This is a genomic window from Minwuia sp., from assembly GCF_048007105.1.
Taxonomy (GTDB): domain Bacteria; phylum Pseudomonadota; class Alphaproteobacteria; order Minwuiales; family Minwuiaceae; genus Minwuia.
The window spans coordinates 385,498-400,531 of the sequence record NZ_CP180352.1; the positions used below are offsets into that span (position 1 = coordinate 385,498).

Genomic DNA, 15,034 nt, shown 5'->3' on the forward strand with positions numbered 1-15,034 from the left:
GGAAATCAGGCGCTTACTTGGCCTCCGGCGGAATCTGGTCCTCCGGGACGTTGAAGCCCGCTTCCTTGTAGTAGCGGTAGGCGCCGATATGCAGCGGGATGTTGCTCTCGTAGAAGACGGTTTCCTTGTTGATGCCCTTCATCCATGCAGCGGTCGCATGCAGATCGGCGATGTTCTCCCAGAGCGTCTTGGTGATCTGGTAGACCGTTTCCTCGTCCATCCACTTGTTGGTGCCGAGACCGACCCAGGAGCCGATGGTCCTCACGTCCTCGCTGTTGACCTGGTTCTCATAGGTGCCGACGGGGATGTCCTGGATGGTCCGGCCCGGCAGACCCAGCGCGGCCTTCATCGACGGCTTGTCCCAGGCGTGCTCGGGGATGCCGAGGATCCGGATCGGCGAGACCAGCGCGAACTGCTGGACCGACGGGCTCGGCAGCGTGGTCGGGGCGATGTAGACGTCCATCTGTCGGTCGAGGAACGCCGTCTCGGCGGACTGCCAGTCATAGCGCATGACCTCGTAGTCCTCGCCCGGCACCAGGTCGGTCGCCGCTTCCATGATCTGGGTCGCGACCTTGGTCGCCGCACCCGCGGGCGGGCCCAGGAAGACCTTCTTGCCCTTGAAGTCGGCCAGCGTCTTGATGCCCGAGTCCTCGTAGACGACGATGTGATACGGGCCCAGGTTGTAGTTCATGATGTTGCGGAGATTGCTGTTCATCTCCGGTGCGTTGTCGACCTTGGCGAACATCGCCGTCCTGGTCTGCATGAACTGGTTGATCGTCGGCGCGGTCAGGAACAGATCGACCTTCTGCATCGCCGCATCGACGGCGGACTTCGTCGCCGGCTTGCCGACCGAGACCTGGATCTCGACGGGCAGATGCTTCTGGATGATCTGCGTGAAGGCGATGCCGAACTGGCCCGGGGTCGAGCCGGCCGGAAAGCTGTCCATCGTGATGAACTTCTTGTCCTGGGCATGCGCCCCGCCCACGGCGAGCGCCGTGGTGATGACCGCTGCAGCGGCCAGGAATGAGCGTCGTTTCATTGATGGTTCCTCCCTGAATTTGACGCTTGGACGTGCGGTGCGCATCAGGCCGTATCGTTGGCCAGCCGTCGGCGCGCCGCGACGGATTCGAACAGGATCATGGCGATGCCGGCGGCAACCCCCGCGACCTGCAGTTCCCAGATATTGATGATCATCGCGAAGCCCGCAGCCAGCCGAATCGCCCGCGACCACAGCGCGAGCCTGCCGACCTCGAAGCCGATGAACGACGTCCCGAGCAACCAGATCGCCAGCAGCAGCCGGAACATGATCCAGAGGAAGGCCATCAGGTCGAACTCTTCCACGACCAGCAGCACCTGCGGCTCGAAGATGAAAACGAACGGGATGATGAAGCCGACCAGCGACAGTTTCATGGCATTGATGCCCGTCTTCACGGGTTCGGCGTCCGCTATGGGCGCCGCCGCGACCGCGGCCAGCGCCACCGGTGGCGTCACCGCCGACAGCACGCCGAAGTAGAAGACGAACAGGTGGATCGACAGGTCCGGGACGCCCAGCTTCTTGAGCGCGAGGCCGAGCACCAGCACGATGATCAGGTAGGCCGGCAGGGTCGGCATGCCCATGCCCAGGATCAGGCAGGAACCGGCCGCCAGCAGCAGCGCGATGAACAGCGACTGGTCGCCCAGCAGGGCCACCTGGGTCGCGAACTTCAGGCCGAGGCCGGTCAGGTTGAAGACGCCGACCAGCACGCCGATGGTGCCGACCGCCATCATGATCCGCGCGCCCGCCACGCCGCCGGACGCCAGCCCCTTCAGGATCCGCTTCGGATCGCCGCGCAGGCCGGCATTCAGCGCGAAGCCGGTGACCAGGGTGGCGATCACGGCCCAGAATCCGGCCATGGAGGGCGAACGGCCGGCAACCAGCGTGCCGATGATCGCGCCTATGGGCACGAAGAACATCAGCGACTTGGTCCAGTCGCCCGGCTCGAGCTTCTGGCGCTGGTCCTTCGGCGTCGGCTTCAGGCCGAGACGGGCCGCCTCGAGTTCCACGGAGACGAAGAGGTTACCGTAGTAGAGCAGCGCCGGGATCAGGGCGGCGATGCAGATCAACTGATAGGGTACGCCGGCCAGGCTGACCATCAGGAAGGCGGCGGCGCCCATGACCGGCGGCATGATCTGGCCGCCGGTCGACGCCGCAGCCTCGACCGCACCGGCGAAGGCCCCCTTGAAGCCGCGCTTCTTGATCAGCGGAATGGTGACGACGCCGGTGCCGACCACATTGGCCACCACCGAACCCGAGGACATGCCGAAGATCGACGAGGCGATGATCGCCGCATGCCCCGGGCCACCGCGGGTGCCGGCCGTCGCCGCGATCGCCATACGGATCATGACGGCGCCAGCACCCGTCGCCTCCAGCAGCGCCCCGAATACGATGAAGATGAAGATCAGCAGCACCACGATACCGGCGGGATCGCCGAAGATGCCCTGTACGCCGAACCACAGGATCTCCATGGTCAGTTCCAGGCTGAACCCGGAATGACGGAAGATCCAGGGCAGGTTCTCACCGAACAGGCAGTAGAGCAGCGTGATGAGGCCCACGCTCGCCAGCACCAGACCGAAGGACCGCCGCGTCAGTTCCAGCAGCGTCAGCACCGCAATCAGCGCCGTCGCCTGATCGAAGGAAGAGAACTGGACCACCAGATTCTCGATGTCGTCGATCTTCTTGAGGAAGTTCCAGCACGAGAACCCGAGGTTGGCCAGCAATGCCAGATCGACGATCCAGCAGAGCGCGACCAGCAACGGCGCCTTCAGGCCAAGATTGGCGGCCAGCGGCGAGGTGCAGACCACGATCAGGGCGCAGGTGAACATGGCGCCGGCCCGGATCATCTCCGGGCTGACATACTGGCCGGCATAAGCCACGTAGATCGCGTGGGCGGCGATCAACGCGGCCGCGGCCAGGCCAACCATGCGCAGGCCCCGAGAGAAGGGGTCTGTCAGAAGCGGCGCCTTGCGGTCCTCTTCAGGCGTATCGGCAGGAATGCTCATCGGGGATTGTCGATCCTCAGAAGGGGCGGTCGCCGTTGACGGTCACGCGGTGCATCTCGCGGGTCGCATCGCCGTAGTCGGCCACCGCGTAGTGCTGGGTGCAGCGGTTGTCCCAGAAGGCCACCGAGCCCTTTTCCCAGCGGAAGCGGCAGGTGAATTCCGGCTTGTGCAGATGGTCGAACAGGTAGTCGAGGATCGCGCGGGACTCCCGCCGGGAGACGCCGACGATCTTCTGGGTGAAGATGCCGTTCACGTAGAGCGCCTTGCGGCCGGTCACCGGATGCGTGCGGACGATCGGATGCTCGACGCCCTCCTGCGCCTTCCGTTCGAACCGGATGCGTTCCTTCTCGTCGTCGGAAAGCGTGTCATAGGCCCGTTCGAAGCGCGCATGGCCGGAAGTGTTCAGCGCCTTCATGCCCTCCAGATACCGCTTCATGGCATCCGACAGGGTCTCATAGGCGTCGTACATGTTGGCCCACATCGTGTCGCCACCAGCCTCCGGGACCTCGCGGGCCAGCAGGATCGAACCGAGCGGCGGCTCTTCCTGGAAGGTGACGTCCGAATGCCAGATGTTGGCGGACGACCGGTTGGCCTTCGACGACTTCAGGATCAGAACTTCCGGATGATCCTCGTGGCTGGGCGCGTAGGGGTGCACATGCAGCGTGCCGAACTGGCGCGCGAAGGCGACGTGCTCGCCCGGCGTGATATCCTGATCGCGGAAGAAGATCACCTGATGCGCCATCAGCGCGTCATGAACTTCCTTGAAGGCCTGGTTGCCGAGCGGCTTCGACATGTCGATGCCCTCGATCTCCGCGCCGATGGATCCGGCGATCGGCCGGACGTTGATCAGATCGTATCCCATGGTCACGTCTCCTCCCCGAAAATGGCCCGCCGCAGCGGCGCCGCATCTTCAATCCCCGCCACGGCGAGGGGCCCGGTCTTCACGTCACTCCTCATGGTCGCGTCTCCTCCCCAGGTTCCGCGTGTGTCAGGCGGCAGCCCTGCCGCGCAGTCTGCCTGCCGTCTCCCGGCTGATCGGCGCCGTCATGGCGCCGACCCATGTGTCGATCAGGTTGTGGAGCGCCCGCTCCATGTCGAAGGGTTGGCCCTCCGCCTCGCGCCGGCGGCGTGCGGTGTCGATGTCGGCCAGCGAGAAGGTGCCCGCATGCATCACGATCAGGAAGCGCTGGCGACGGATGGCGGCCGGCATGTCCTGCAGGATCTGTTCGATCATCGAGAAGCAGCGCTTCATGCCCGGGTTCCAGCGCCCGCCGACGAAATCCTCGACGTCGAAATCGGAGGTCAGGAACATCTGGGTGAGGAAGCGGATATAGCTGGCGCCGTCGCCGTCATTCATCATCAGTTCGCCGATCGGCCAGGTCACGCATTCGGCGATCGCCCGGATGTCGCCGGTGCGGCCCTCTGCTTCCAGCGTGTCCAGCATCTCCATGCGCCGCTTGTCGATCGCCGACATGCGCTTTGCGAAGATGGCCTCGATCAGGCCTTCCCGGGATCCGAAATGGTAGTGCGCCGCCGAGGCGTTGCGCTGGCCAGCCTCGCGCACGATCTCCCTGAGCGAGACGCCGTTGATGCCGCGTTCGCCATAGAGCCGTTCTGCCGTGGTAAGCAGCGCTTCCCGGGTGTCCACCCGTCCCTCCCAAAATTCGTTCCGGCCCATTCATGCAGGCTGGATTAATGCGGACAATAATTCAGGTGTATTATGTGCGCAAGAACTAATTCACGTGAATTATGCGAATTGTCGGCGCGCGCATGCTGTCGGGGCATTTCGAAAAGGCCGGACCCTTGCATCGACGCTAATTCAAGCGAATTATCCGCACAACGACAAACGGGGGAGGAGCCGCCGATGGACTTCGGGATGGATGCGCAAGTGCGCGAGATCGCGGACCGCGTGGAGCAGATCTTTCAGAACGACATCCTGCCGCGGAACGGCGAGTACAACGACGCCGTCGAAGGCGGCGATCTGGAGCCCGACTTTCTGGGCGATCTGAAACGGCAGGCCTTCGACGAGGGACTCTGGAATCTTGCCCTGCCGCGGCTGGCCGATGACGAGCCGGGTACGCGGATGACGAATCTGGGCTTCGCCACCGTCGCCGAGATCCTGGGCCGGATCGGCTGGGCGTCGGAGGTCTTCAACTGCCACGCGCCCGACGTGCCGAACATGGAAATCCTGCAGATGTTCGCCACCCCTGCGCAGCGGGAGGAATATCTGCAGCCCCTGCTCCACGGCCGGACCCGCTCGTCCTTCGCCATGACCGAGCCGGACGTGGCCTCGTCGGACGCCAACAACATCGCCACCCGCATCGAGCGGCGGGGCGACACCTATGTGCTGAACGGCCGGAAGTGGTTCGCGACCGGCGCCGCCAATCCTAGATGCAGCTTCCTGATCGTCGTCGGCGTCACGGACCCCGACGCACCGCGCGGCAAGACGCACTCGATGGTTCTGGTGCCCAAGGACACGCCGGGCGTGGAAATCGTCCGCAAGATCCCGGTCATGAACCATGTCGAGCAGGTCACGCCGCACACCGAGCTGAAACTGACCGACGTCGAGGTGCCCGTGTCGAACCGGCTGGGCGAGGAGGGCGCGGGTTTCCTGATCGGCCAGGCGCGGCTCGGCCCGGCACGGGTGCATCACTGCATGCGGGCCATCGGCCGCTGCGAGATCCTGATCCGGCTGATGGTGGAACGGGCCGGCAAGCGCCGCACCTTCGGCACCGACCTGCGCGACTACAGCTCCGTGCAGGACGCCATCGCCGAGAGCCGCATGGCGCTGGAACAGGCGCGGCTGCTGGTGCAGCGGACCGCCTGGAGGCTGGACCGGGAGGGCAACAAGCTGGCCCGCAAGGACATCAGCCTGATCAAGGTCGCCGTCGCCCGCGCCTATCACGACATCTGCCAGCGCGGCATCCAGATCTACGGCGCCATGGGCCTGACCAACGACACGCCCTTCGCCGACGCCCTGGCCCAGGCGCGGGCCTTCCGGATCTATGACGGACCCGACGAGGTTCACCTCCGGACCATCTTCCGCCTTGAAGAGAAGGACGGGGATGGGCTGAACTACACGAAAGACTATCTGGGGAGGTGAAGGCCATGAAGGCGCAGCAGATCATCGAATGGGGCGAGCCGCTGCAGGAGCGGGAATACGACACGCCCGAACCGCAGGGCGGCGAGGTGCTGATCCGCATCACCTCCTGCGGCGTCTGCCACAGCGACCTGCACCTGCACGAGGGCGGCTTCAACATGGGCAACGGCAACTTCGCCCGCCTCGCCGACATGGGCGTTGGGCTGCCGATGACCATGGGCCACGAGATCGGCGGCGTGGTCGAAGCGGTCGGACCGGACGTCGAGGGTGTCGAGATCGGCAAATCCTATGTCGTCTACCCCTGGATCGGCTGCGGCGAGTGCGAGCATTGCGCCGAGGGGATGGACATCAACTGCCTGACCACGCGCCCGCTCGGCACGCGGCGCGACGGCGGCTACGCCACGCATGTCATCTGTCCGGACAAGCGCTACCTGTTCGAGCATGGCGATGTCGGCATCGACCTCGCCTGCACCTATGCGTGTTCGGGTCTGACCGCCTACAGCGCGCTGAAGAAGCACGAGCACCTGACCGAGAAGGATCATGTCGTCATCGTCGGCGCGGGCGGCGTCGGCCTGTCGGCGGTGATGCTGGCGAAGCATGTCACGAAGGCGAAGATCATCGTCGCCGATACCGATCCGGAAAAGCGCTCGGTGGCCCGTCAGGCCGGGGCGCATGACACCATCGACAACGGCCAGCCCGGCGCGGCCGATAAGCTGAAAGAGATGTGCGGCGGCGGCGTACGCGGCGTCATCGATTTCGTCGGCCGGCCCGAGACCGCCGCATTCGGCCTCGACTGCCTGGCCAAGTCGGGCAAGCTGGTGCTGGTGGGCCTCTACGGCGAGGCGCTGCCGCTGGCGCTGCCACGCATGCCGATCTTCCAGCTCTCGATCCAGGGTTCCTATGTCGGCTCGCTGCAGGACATGCAGGAATTGATGGAACTGGTGGTCGCCGGCAAGGTGCCGCCGATTCCGGTCACCACGCGCCCGCTGGACGAGGCAAACGACGCGCTGCAGGCGTTGGTCGACGGTGCGGTGTCCGGAAGGCAGGTGCTGAAACCGTGACCGCCCTACCCGTCATCGACCTTTCGCCGCTGCGGGAGACCGGTGACGGCGGCCAGGTGCCGGCGGCCATCCGCGCGGCGATGGAAGCGCACGGCTTCTTCTACGTCACCGGCCACGGGCTGTCCGGCGATCTGATCGCCCGGACCCGGGCCGCAGCGCTGGACTTCTTCCGCCGGCCTGTCGAGGAGAAGCGGAAGGTCGCGGTGACGAAGCATCATCGTGGCTGGAATGCGCTGGGCGACGCGCGGATGTACGGCGCCGAGAAGCCGGACTACAAGGAGTTCTTCCAGGTCGGGCTGGACCTGCCGCTGGACGATCCGGACGTCGCCGCCGGGCAGCCGCTGCGCGGCCCGAACGTCTTTCCAGATGAGCCCACCGCGTTCCGCCCGGCCTTCGAAGCCTGGTTCCGCGCCATTGCCGAGGCGGGCGACCTGCTGCTGCAGGGCGTCGCGCTGAGCCTGGAGACCGACCGGCACTTCTTCCGGCCCCACTACGGCAAGCCCCTGCAGCGGACCCAGGCGGTCTGGTATCCGCGCCAGCCGATGGAGCTTGGCGAGGATCAGTTCGGCGTCGCCCCGCATACCGATTTCGGGCTCATCACCCTGCTCTGGCAGGACGGCAGCGGCGGGCTGGAAGTGCTGCATCCGAACGACGGCTGGATCGCGGCGCCGCCGGCCGAGGGCACGCTGGTGGTGAACGCGGGCGACCTGATGCAGCGCTGGACCGGCGGCCGCTACCGCTCGACGCCGCACCGCGCCCGCAACCGCCATGTCGACGACCGGCTGTCCATCGCGACCTTCTACGACCCGGCCTTCACCGCGCCGGTCGATCCGGCGGATTTCGGCGCAGAGGGCGAGGCGACGACGGCAGGCGAACACATCCTGGGCCGGATCAACGAGAGCTTCGGCTACCGGAAGAAGGCGTCATGAGCGGCCATGCCTTCGACGGAACCCCGCTGAGCGGCGAGATCGATCCCGAGCAGCTGCCCATGATCCCCGATGTCTCGGGCAACACGATCAACGGGCTGGGAGAGACGGAACGCCGCCAGCCGAGCCCGATCTACTGGCACAATCCGCGCGAGCTTGCCTGGGGCGAGCTGCAGACATGGATGCTGAAGAAGACGGCGCACGAGGTGCCGGAGACCCGGGCGCTGGATCATCAGCTTGGCGGCCGCGGCTCGAAGGAGCGCGCGCCGGTCGCCAAAAGCCGGGCCGGGAAGTCAGCGGAGGAGTGGACAGAGGCGGCGAAGGCCTTCGCCCTGTCCCATGAGGCCGACCAGGCCGCGGTCGCCGAGATGCGCACCGAATGGTTCTTCGAGGGCATGGAAGAGGATCTGCCCCGGATCGTGATCATGGCGGTGCGGATGGACCATGCCGATCTGGCGGCCGCGCCGGAGCCGCCGTCGATCATCGAGGTGATGCGCCAGTACAATCGCGGCACCCGCGCCGCCCGCGCGCTGGCCGACTGGATCCGCAAGCAGGGCTACCGCGCCGAGCCGCATGGCGGCCCGACCGCCGGGCCGCTGACCCTGATCCCGCCGGCGTTGGCGGCAGGCCTCGGCGAACTGGGCAAGCACGGATCGATCATCAACCGGGAATTCGGCGCCTCGTTCCGGCTGGCCGGCGTGCTGACCGACATGCCGCTGGTCGCCGACCGGCCCGACGGTTTCGGCGTCGACGATTTCTGCATGAACTGCAGGGTCTGCGAGAAGGCCTGCCCGCCCGACGCCATCGCGCCGGCGAAACAGACCGTGCGCGGCGTCGAGAAGTGGTATGTCGACTTCGACAAGTGCGTGCCGTACTTCAACCAGACCTATGGCTGCGGCATCTGCATTGCGGTCTGTCCGTGGAGCCGCCCCGAGGTCGGCCCGAAACTGCTGCAGAAGATGCTGAGGCGGCTGGACCGCGCCTGACCGCCGTCAGGCGACCAGGCGGGGAGCTGTCCGCGCACCACCGGAGCTTCGGCGGATGCCGTCCAGGAACCCGGCGACAGCCTCATCGAGATCGCGGGCGCCGTCGGAGATGCTGCCGGTGGCGCCGACCACGCTGGCCGAGACATCGCCCGCATCGCGAATCGCGCCCTCGGCGCTGTCGATGGCGCCGGAGACGCGGTCGGTGACCGACGAGACTTCGCGGATGTCGGCCAGCACGACCTCGGTGCGGCGCGCATTCTCGACGGCGGTGTCGCGGATATCGTTCAGCAACTGGTCGATGGCCTCGATGGCCTCGGTCGATTCGACCGCCGAGCCGATGGCGCGCTCCGCCGTGGCCTTGACCCCGGCGATCTGGTTGAAGACCGCGTCGGTCATCTTCTGGGTCTGGTCGGCGAGCGTCTTCACCTCATGGGCGACGACCGCGAAGCCCTTGCCGGCCTCACCGGCCCGGGCGGATTCGATGGTGGCGTTCAGCGCCAGCAGATTGGTCTGGGAGGCGATCTCGCCGATCGAGCGGACGATGTCTCCGACGCCCTCGATACTGGTCTGGAGATCGGCCATGGCGCTGCGGACCGAGCCGGCGCGGTCGGCAGAGGCGCGGGCGCGTTCACTGGAATCCGTCGCCATGGAAGAGACGCGCCGAATGGCGGTCTGCAGCTCGTCGGCAGCAGTCTGCAGCAACGCGGCCTTGTCACGCGCCGAGAGCGCGCCCTGCCCGAACTCGTCAACGGCCGAGCCGGCGGTCTGCATCGACCGGGAGAGATTGCCGGCGTCCGAGTTCAGTCGGCCGACGGCGGAGCCGATCTGCCCGACAATGGCGCCGACGCGATTCTGCAGCTGGTCGGCCACCTCGCGCATCAGCGCTTCCTTCTGGGATTCGCTGTCCGCGGCCAGCGACTGCTGCTGACCCATCAGCGCCTCGATCTCGCGGTTGCGGTCGGCGCTGTCGGCAAGGGCGTCATGCGCCTGGAAGATCAGGGAACGCAGACGGACATTGATCACCAGCAGCGCGCCAACCTCGACCACGACGATCGCCGCATGGAAGAGCACACGGTAGATGTCGCCACCCGAAGGAAAGACTGCCCAGGGCAGCAGGAACGAGAAGCTGAGATGATGCACGGCGGTCACCGCCGCGGCGGTCATGATCATGCGCCAGTCGCAGAAGGCGACGAGCATGGCCAGAACCGCGAAATAGATCATGTGAAAGTCGATCTGCCACGGCCCCGCGGCGGCGAGGACCATGCAGGAGGTCTCCACGATCACGGCGACCGCGAGCACCTGGCGCGTGGCCACATGCCCGATACCCAGCAGGGCCGCCGAGCCGTGCGCCAGCAGCGCTGCTGCGCCCGCGACGAGCGTCGGCACCAGGACCGGATTGCCGTTCATGTAGGCGGTCGCCGCCGTCAGCGCCGCCATGATCCAAAGCACCGCCAGGAACGGTCCGCGCGCGAACCTGCGGAGATCGGCGATCGTGGGAACATTGAGATTGTTCGAGTGAGCGTCCATCAGATCCTATCCCTGGATTTTGCAGGTTCGTTGCCGCATCCCGGAAACGACGAGGCGTCGACCACCAGCCACGCGCCAGCGTTGCGGAGCCGGCCGGCGAAGCCGTCTTCCGGTCCCTCGACGAGCATCACGTTGTCGGCCAGGCCGCCGCGAAGCGGAATGCCGCCGGCGGTCACGACGGTGCGGTAGGCGGAAACCGGGTCGGTCCCCGGTTCGAAGATCACGACCACGCGTCCACCGCCGGATTCCGGCAGATCGGCGGCCAGCGCAACGGCGCCAGCACTGGCGACGGCAAGAACCGAAGCCAGAAAAAGGTGCCCTGTTGCTACAAGGCACGAAGAAAAGACCGGTCGCTGGCGAAGCATGGCGCGCATGCGATCACCAAAGCCGGATTTTTACTGACGTTGTCTTAACGCCAGCGGAAATGTCACGGCGTCGAGATGACCGAGCGCATCGCGCCGGACCGGTTCGAGGAATCTCACGCAGCGGATTAGCTTTGCCCGTTTGACAGCGGCGAGGTTCCGGGTCATTTGGCGTCAGTCGTCAGCCTTCGACGGATCCGAGCCATGCCCGACAGACCCGGCCGCCAGTTCCTTCAGGTTCCCGGTCCCACCAACATCCCCGACCGCATTCTCAGGGCGATGCACCGCCCGGCGCTGGATTTTTCCAGCCCCGGCTTCATGGACATCGGCGTGGAATGCCTGGAGCGCATCAAGCCGCTGTTCGGCACGAGCTCCGAGGTCTTCTTCTATACGGCGTCCGGGCACGGCGCCTGGGAAGCCGCCTTCGCCAACCTGTTCGAGGCCGGCGACACCATCCTGATGCCGGAGACGGGACGCTTCTCGAAGACCTGGGGCGAGATGGCGGCGGAACTCGGCCTGTCGGTCGAGACCATCCCCAACGACTGGCGCAGCGCCATCGACCCGGACCAGGTCGAGGAACTTCTGCGGCAGGACAAGGCGCACAACATCAAGGCGGTGCTGGCCGTGCATGTCGAGACCGCCACGGGCGTGCTCTCGCAGGTCGCGCCGATCCGCAAGGCGATCGACAATGCCGGCCATCCGGCGCTGCTGGTGGTCGACGCCATCGCCTCCTTCATGACCATGCCGCTGCCGATGGACGAGCTTGGCGTCGATGTCGTCATCGCGGCCTGCCAGAAGGGCCTGATGATGCCCCCGGGTCTGTCCTTCAACGCGGTCAGCGATAAGGCGATCGAGGCCTCACGCGCCTGCCGGACGCACCGCAACTACTGGTCCTGGATCGACCGCATGGGCCGGGAGCAGTATCACCGCTTCGCGGGCACGGCGCCGGAGCATCTGTTCTTCGCGCTGCAGGAATCGATCACCATGATCAACGAATGGGGCATGGAGGCGATCTTTGCCCGCCACGCCCGACTTGCGGATGCCGTCAGACTCTGCGTGAGCCGGTGGACCGAAGCCGGCGCGCTGGAGTTCAACGCGGTCCATCCGGAGCAGCGGGCCAACGCCCTGACCGTGATCCGCGCCGGCGACGGTGTCGATCCGGACGCGGTCCGCTTCACCGCACGGGAGATGTTCGACGTCGCGGTCGGCGGCGGTCTGGGACAGGTCGCAGGCAAGGTCTTCCGCATCGGCCACATGGGCGATCTGAACGACCCGATGATCCTCGGTGCGCTGGCCGGGATCGAGGCGACGCTTGCCCGTCTGGACATCCCTTATGAGAGCGGCCTGGCCGATGCGGTACAGTTCCTGTCCCGCACCGCAGCGGCGCCGGAGCGCCAGCCGGATGGCCGCCGCGTGGTCTGAGACGAAGGAGGCTGCCTTGCGCAACCGCATCGTCGTCATCCGCCATGGCGACGACCCGCCCGACGACCGGGTCTATGTCCATCTGACCTCGAAGGGCTTCGAGATCGATCTGCGGAAGCCGTTTGCCGGAGAGACGCTGGACGCGCCGGACGAGCGGCTTGCCGGGACGGTGCTTCATGGCGGCCCCTACACAACCGATGCCGCTTCCTTGGCGGAACACCCCTTCATGCGCGAGGAGGACCGCTGGATCGGGGCCTGCATGAAGGCGGACGTGCCCGTGCTGGGCATCTGCCAGGGCGCGCAGCAGATCGCCTGCCATCTGGGCGGCACCGCCGGGCCTGTCGACGGCAATCCCTACGAGTTCGGCTACTACCGCGTCGACCCCGTGCCCGGGGCGGAGACCTTTCTCGACCGGCCACGCTGGTTCACCCAGGCGCATTTCCACATGTTCTCGATCCCGCGGGGCGCCGAACGGCTGGCGACCAGCGAGGTCTTCGAGAACCAGGCGTTCCGCTACGGTGAGAAGGCCTACGGCGTGCAGTTTCACCCGGAGGTCACGATAGAGGGCTTCCGGCGCTGGCAGGACGCACCCTGGGCCACGTATGGCCAGCCGGGCGTGCAGACGCGCGAGGAGCAGGACCGGCTGATGCTCGCCCATGACCGCGATCAGGCCGGCTGGTTCCACGGATTTCTGGACAGGCTGTTCGGCGCGCCGGAACGGGCCTGACGCGGGTCGCTATTCGGCCGCCAGACCGTCGCTCTCCTGCGGCGGCGCGAAGCTTGCCGGCGATCTGAACGGCATCCGGATCGTCGCCTCGGTGCCCCGCCCCGGTTCGGATGTGAGTTCGAACTCGCCGCCAAGCAGCGCCACAAGCTCCTTCGTCAGCGGCAGGCCCAGACCGATGCCGCCGTGGCTGCGGTCGTAGGCGTTGGCCACCTGGCCGAAGGGCTCCAGCACCGTCGCCATGTCCGAGGCCGCGATGCCGATGCCGGTGTCCGCAACCGTGATGACCGCGCCCCAGCGCTGGTCCGCTCTTGCCGTGATACGGATCTCGCCGCCCGGATCGGTGAACTTGACCGAGTTCGTCACCAGATTGATCAGAACCTGACGCAGCTTGGCCTCGTCGGTCTGAAGCGACGGCACATCCGGCGCGATGTCCTTCTCCAGCCGGATCCGCTTCTCCTGCGCCTGGGACCGCACCATCGACATCGTGAAATCGACGCAGTCCCCGACATCGGTCGGCGCGGGATGGACCTCCAGCCGTCCGGCCTCGGAGCGGGTCAGCAACAGGATCTCCTCGACGATCTGCAACAGATGCTGACCGGCCTCGTTGATCGACAGCGCGTACTCGTCGTAGTGACCGTCCGGACCGAAATCGCCGAGAATCCGCTCGACCATGATGTCTGAATAGCCGATCACGGCGGTCAGAGGGGTCCGGAGCTCGTGGCTCATGTTGGCCAGGAAGCGGCTCTTCGCCTCGTTCGCCTCATCCGCCTCAGCCGCCTTCTTCCGCAATTCGGCGTTGGTCTTCTGAAGCTCGCCCAGCATCATGTTGAAGGCCTCGGCCAGGGCGGTGATCTCCCGTGGCGACGGTTCGGGCAGGGCGCCGACGCGGGCCGAGACGTCGCCGCCGCGGACCGAACGGGCGACAGCCGCCACATCCTCGATCGGACGGGCGAGGTATCGCGCCAGGACCCAGGCCAGCGCGAGCGCCACCAGCAGCCCCAGCAGACCGATCAGGACGGAAACCGCCTGCACCTCGTTGGCATGGCGGGACAGCTCCGCCAGCGGCTGCGGCACCATCACCCCCCACCCGGTCCGCTGGACGCTGGTGAAGCCGGCGATCATGTCGGCGTCCATCGCCGGAGAATAGAAGGTCTCGACACCGGTCTCACCGGCCATCATCCGCTGCACCGACGAGATCTTGGAGATGTCCTTCATCTCCAGCCGCCAGTTCTCGTTCGGGTGCGCCAGAACGCGGCCGAACTGGTCGACGATGGCCGAGTGGCCACGCTCGCCGAAGGCGATCGCCTTCTGCAGGCGGACCAGATAGTCGGTGTTCAGCGCCCCCAGCGCCACGTGCCCGTCGGCCAGTTGCTTGACCACAACCAGCTTCGGGACGCCGGCCCAGTTGCCGATCACCCCGCTGAAGGCGACCTTGCCCTTCGCCTGCTTCGCCAGTTCGACGAGCTTTCCCATCTCGTCGGGCGTGTAGTAGCCCTTACGCTCCTCGATATTGAGGATGATGCTCACCGGCAGGCCGTTGCTGTCGATAATGCAGTCGTGCTCGAACCCCATCTCGACGAGCAGCGGCCTGATTCCGCCCTCGATGTTCGTCCCCGCCTGCATGGCGACGATGGACAGTTCGAAAACGGCCTCGACGTCGCGGGCGTAGCGGTTCAGCGCATAGGAAAGATTGCGGGCGAGCAGCAGATGCCGCTCGCTCACCTCGTCGAGTTCCTTCTGATAGGCCTCGCGCTGGGTCCACAGCGCCAGCAGTCCGACCGGGATCAGGGCGATCAGCAGGAAGGCGACGAAAAGCGTGTGCCGCAGCGAGGCGCCGCGCCGTCTCCGCCTTTCCTCCCCTTCAACTGCCCTGTCCATGCCGCA

General features: G+C 66.4%; 13 protein-coding genes. 6 read left to right on the forward strand and 7 right to left on the reverse strand.

The features are described from left to right. Positions 1 to 13: 13 nt before the first annotated feature. From ACMVY4_RS01855 to ACMVY4_RS01870, 4 genes are all read right to left on the reverse strand, one after another. Positions 14 to 1,039 carry a TAXI family TRAP transporter solute-binding subunit gene (locus ACMVY4_RS01855; RefSeq protein WP_416898507.1) on the reverse strand — a complete coding sequence of 342 codons (1,026 nt, stop codon included), beginning with the start codon at positions 1,037 to 1,039 and terminating at the stop codon, positions 14 to 16. Between the two features lie 44 nt (positions 1,040 to 1,083). Next, positions 1,084 to 3,039, reverse strand: a complete 1,956-nt coding sequence (locus tag ACMVY4_RS01860; RefSeq protein WP_416898508.1) for a TRAP transporter permease — start codon at positions 3,037 to 3,039, stop codon at positions 1,084 to 1,086. 16 nt (positions 3,040 to 3,055) lie between these two features. Then, positions 3,056 to 3,901 carry a taurine dioxygenase gene (tauD, locus tag ACMVY4_RS01865; protein WP_416898509.1) on the reverse strand — a complete coding sequence of 282 codons (846 nt, stop codon included), beginning with the start codon at positions 3,899 to 3,901 and terminating at the stop codon, positions 3,056 to 3,058. 126 nt (positions 3,902 to 4,027) lie between these two features. After that, entirely contained in the window at positions 4,028 to 4,687 is a 660-nt protein-coding gene (locus ACMVY4_RS01870; protein WP_416898510.1) for a TetR family transcriptional regulator, read from the reverse strand. A gap of 216 nt (positions 4,688 to 4,903) precedes the next feature. Here ACMVY4_RS01870 and ACMVY4_RS01875 point away from each other — a divergent pair, with 216 nt between their 5' ends. Genes ACMVY4_RS01875 through ACMVY4_RS01890 form a run of 4 tightly spaced genes read left to right on the forward strand, consistent with a single transcriptional unit; the run spans position 4,904 to position 9,112 of the window. Then, on the forward strand, positions 4,904 to 6,142 hold the full coding sequence (locus ACMVY4_RS01875; protein WP_416898511.1) for an acyl-CoA dehydrogenase family protein: 1,239 nt from the start codon (positions 4,904 to 4,906) through the stop codon (positions 6,140 to 6,142). A gap of 5 nt (positions 6,143 to 6,147) precedes the next feature. Next, on the forward strand, positions 6,148 to 7,200 hold the full coding sequence (locus tag ACMVY4_RS01880) for an alcohol dehydrogenase (RefSeq protein WP_416898512.1): 1,053 nt from the start codon (positions 6,148 to 6,150) through the stop codon (positions 7,198 to 7,200). Next, on the forward strand, positions 7,197 to 8,129 hold the full coding sequence (locus tag ACMVY4_RS01885) for an isopenicillin N synthase family dioxygenase (RefSeq protein WP_416898513.1): 933 nt from the start codon (positions 7,197 to 7,199) through the stop codon (positions 8,127 to 8,129). Before ACMVY4_RS01880 ends, ACMVY4_RS01885 begins: the two co-directional genes overlap by 4 nt. Further along, positions 8,126 to 9,112, forward strand: coding sequence for a 4Fe-4S dicluster domain-containing protein (locus ACMVY4_RS01890; RefSeq protein ID WP_416898514.1), 987 nt, complete (start codon positions 8,126 to 8,128; stop codon positions 9,110 to 9,112). Before ACMVY4_RS01885 ends, ACMVY4_RS01890 begins: the two co-directional genes overlap by 4 nt. A 6-nt stretch (positions 9,113 to 9,118) precedes the next feature. Here ACMVY4_RS01890 and ACMVY4_RS01895 read toward each other — a convergent pair whose 3' ends face one another. After that, entirely contained in the window at positions 9,119 to 10,639 is a 1,521-nt protein-coding gene (locus ACMVY4_RS01895) for a methyl-accepting chemotaxis protein (protein ID WP_416898515.1), read from the reverse strand. Then, a complete protein-coding gene (locus ACMVY4_RS01900; RefSeq protein ID WP_416898516.1) occupies positions 10,639 to 11,004 on the reverse strand; it encodes a hypothetical protein in 366 nt (121 codons plus the stop codon). The genes ACMVY4_RS01895 and ACMVY4_RS01900 overlap by 1 nt, the downstream gene beginning before the upstream one ends. A 201-nt stretch (positions 11,005 to 11,205) precedes the next feature. Between ACMVY4_RS01900 and ACMVY4_RS01905 the strand changes: the two genes are divergently transcribed. Together ACMVY4_RS01905 and ACMVY4_RS01910 are read left to right on the forward strand one after the other, a co-directional pair. Then, on the forward strand, positions 11,206 to 12,423 hold the full coding sequence (locus tag ACMVY4_RS01905; RefSeq protein ID WP_416898517.1) for a pyridoxal-phosphate-dependent aminotransferase family protein: 1,218 nt from the start codon (positions 11,206 to 11,208) through the stop codon (positions 12,421 to 12,423). Positions 12,424 to 12,439: 16 nt separating this feature from the next. Continuing rightward, entirely contained in the window at positions 12,440 to 13,150 is a 711-nt protein-coding gene (locus ACMVY4_RS01910; protein ID WP_416898518.1) for a glutamine amidotransferase-related protein, read from the forward strand. Between the two features lie 9 nt (positions 13,151 to 13,159). Here the strand turns inward: ACMVY4_RS01910 and ACMVY4_RS01915 are convergent, their stop codons facing one another. Continuing rightward, positions 13,160 to 15,028, reverse strand: coding sequence for a sensor histidine kinase (locus tag ACMVY4_RS01915; RefSeq protein WP_416898519.1), 1,869 nt, complete (start codon positions 15,026 to 15,028; stop codon positions 13,160 to 13,162). Positions 15,029 to 15,034 lie beyond the last annotated feature (6 nt).

What these genes read in the sequence shown, in the direction of transcription:
- ACMVY4_RS01855 (WP_416898507.1), bottom strand. Translation starts at nt 1,039, where the DNA reads ATGAAACGACGCTCATTCCTGGCCGCTGCAGCGGTCATCACCACGGCG.
- ACMVY4_RS01860 (WP_416898508.1), bottom strand. Translation starts at nt 3,039, where the DNA reads ATGAGCATTCCTGCCGATACGCCTGAAGAGGACCGCAAGGCGCCGCTT.
- tauD (WP_416898509.1), bottom strand. Translation starts at nt 3,901, where the DNA reads ATGGGATACGATCTGATCAACGTCCGGCCGATCGCCGGATCCATCGGC.
- ACMVY4_RS01875 (WP_416898511.1), top strand. Translation starts at nt 4,904, where the DNA reads ATGGACTTCGGGATGGATGCGCAAGTGCGCGAGATCGCGGACCGCGTG.
- ACMVY4_RS01880 (WP_416898512.1), top strand. Translation starts at nt 6,148, where the DNA reads ATGAAGGCGCAGCAGATCATCGAATGGGGCGAGCCGCTGCAGGAGCGG.
- ACMVY4_RS01890 (WP_416898514.1), top strand. Translation starts at nt 8,126, where the DNA reads ATGAGCGGCCATGCCTTCGACGGAACCCCGCTGAGCGGCGAGATCGAT.
- ACMVY4_RS01895 (WP_416898515.1), bottom strand. Translation starts at nt 10,639, where the DNA reads ATGGACGCTCACTCGAACAATCTCAATGTTCCCACGATCGCCGATCTC.
- ACMVY4_RS01900 (WP_416898516.1), bottom strand. Translation starts at nt 11,004, where the DNA reads ATGCTTCGCCAGCGACCGGTCTTTTCTTCGTGCCTTGTAGCAACAGGG.
- ACMVY4_RS01905 (WP_416898517.1), top strand. Translation starts at nt 11,206, where the DNA reads ATGCCCGACAGACCCGGCCGCCAGTTCCTTCAGGTTCCCGGTCCCACC.
- ACMVY4_RS01915 (WP_416898519.1), bottom strand. Translation starts at nt 15,028, where the DNA reads ATGGACAGGGCAGTTGAAGGGGAGGAAAGGCGGAGACGGCGCGGCGCC.